This window comes from Kluyvera sp. (genome assembly GCF_047971185.1).
Lineage (GTDB): Bacteria > Pseudomonadota > Gammaproteobacteria > Enterobacterales > Enterobacteriaceae > Kluyvera.
Genome location: NZ_JBKDZH010000045.1, coordinates 1 through 1,997 on the forward strand (window position 1 = coordinate 1; position 1,997 = coordinate 1,997).

Annotated in this window: 1 protein-coding gene; it reads right to left on the bottom strand. The window is 38.9% G+C overall.

The window, feature by feature from the left end; genetic code table 11:
• Positions 1-431, bottom strand: a 431-nt coding sequence (locus tag ACK5JN_RS12695) for a hypothetical protein (RefSeq protein ID WP_416870516.1), incomplete at its 3' end; no start/stop codon positions are given.
• Between the last annotated feature and the right edge of the window lie 1,566 nt (positions 432-1,997).

A 1,997-nucleotide genomic window follows, 5' to 3' on the forward strand; every position in this document is an offset into this window, starting at 1 on the left:
AAACATCTCTTTATAGCAGCAAAAATGTCTTGAGCAGTTGATGAATGGAGTTCTACCAAATCTAAGAAGGAACTTTTCAGAGCATTTTCATCAAAATACCGTGCCGGTATGCATAGTTGTTTTTTTGTACTTTTGTCTGTGGTTTCATCAGTTATTACAGACAACGTTCTTTCTCTTAGACTGGCACAAAGCTCATCTGAAAAGTGTTTTCCAAACACTTGTCTAATAATGTTACTTGTTCTCTGCTTACCTAGTGATACTCTCTTTAAACCTTCACTGTCTGTACAAGAAAACAAAGTCTTAAAGAAATCAATTAGAGACTTTGAGAGTGATATTGGCAAACAGTGCTCTGAAAGAAATGCACACATCATCAGCTCAAATTTTCGAGCGCTTTTGCCAACAGAATTATTTGACAGTACATGATGGGTCATACTCTGAAGACCGGCATGGTGTTTGGATAGCCTCAAGTGTCGCTGTGATTTTGAATGGCGTAAAAGCTCAGATCTACCACACGTCACATCCATGTTACAAATAGAGCAAAATGCAACATTTTTACCTGCTGTTGATTTGGGAGAATTTTTTAGCCAGTTACGAAATTGCTTCTCACATTGCTATGACTGCTTGAATTGTTGGGAGTAAGACTTGTTTGTGACATGTTTCACTTTTTTCCAAGTAGGTGTGGCTGGTTAGTGAGAACGAGAAGACTCATCACTCATATCTTCACCATCGTCCATTGCTTTCTGTTCTATCTGATGAAGAAAAGAGAATACCTATATAGCTTCGGTGTATGGGGGAAATGAGCAGTGTGAAATGCACATACATATAATGAAAAAAATAAGAAATAATAGAATCAATGAGAGTAGTCATAACATAACATAACATAATTAAGTACAACAAAGGGCCACCAGGGCCCAACAAGGTCATCTTGTGTCAGTCGCAGAGCGACCTCGTCACCAGAACACCCTCCAAAATACATGCACTAAAAGTACCACTAGATAGTCTGACATGCAATACAATAATGACATAAAATACAAATTCTATATTTATTGCCCATCAACAGCGCTCTGTCCTGCATGCAACTCACTCGCTTTATTTAAACCCACCCATGGGGCCCTGTCATGAATGTCATATATCAAAAGTACTATCATGCAATGCTATACATTATTTACATGTTTGTGAGGGCCCTTCCTTCTATACACCCATGCAGATGTGACCCCTTTCTAAGCTAACAAATCCATAGCATCCATGTGCCTATCCAGTCTGCTTTTAAACATACTCAAGCTGATGCTATTCACTACCCTCTCTGGCAATGCATTCCAGAAATCTACCACCCTGTGACTAAAGAAATATTAGTAAATTTCTAGTATGTATTACACCGGTCTCTCTATTCCGGACGAAACTATTTTTTTTCCGGTAGTTTTAAGCCTGTTATAAATGCATATGATGCCTGTTTTTCCCGGAAATCATCAGTCTACCAGAAAACATGTTTCGTCCTCTCATGATAGAAATAAACTAAAACTAACGTGACCTTAACCACCCGGTCTTCCCCACCACCATAAAGAAACAAGTACTTCTGACAAAATACCTCTCCATCAGGCACTCACGGTATCAAGGAAACTAAACCTAACCAAACCTAACCTTACCTACCTAACCTAACGGGGACTAACCTACCTAACCTAATTCGAAAACCCCCCGTCGCGAGCCAAAAAAATTGCGGTGGGTATATACGCGATTCAAATTACTCAGAATGAGAAGCTCTATCTGATGAAAAGGGTAAGAAAAGCCATGTTGAGATCAGCGTAATACTAGAAAAATATCGAAATATTTTCGTATATCTAACCAACAGCCTTGTTTCCTGATCTTCCTACCATGACGCTTAGTCCTGTTTCCCTCCTATAGTATCAAGAACGTCTAGTCTTTGAATAGTTGTAACTAAATTCGCAGTCACACTACTTTTAGATATCTGTGGGATTTTGTCCATTCGTTCAGAAATATGC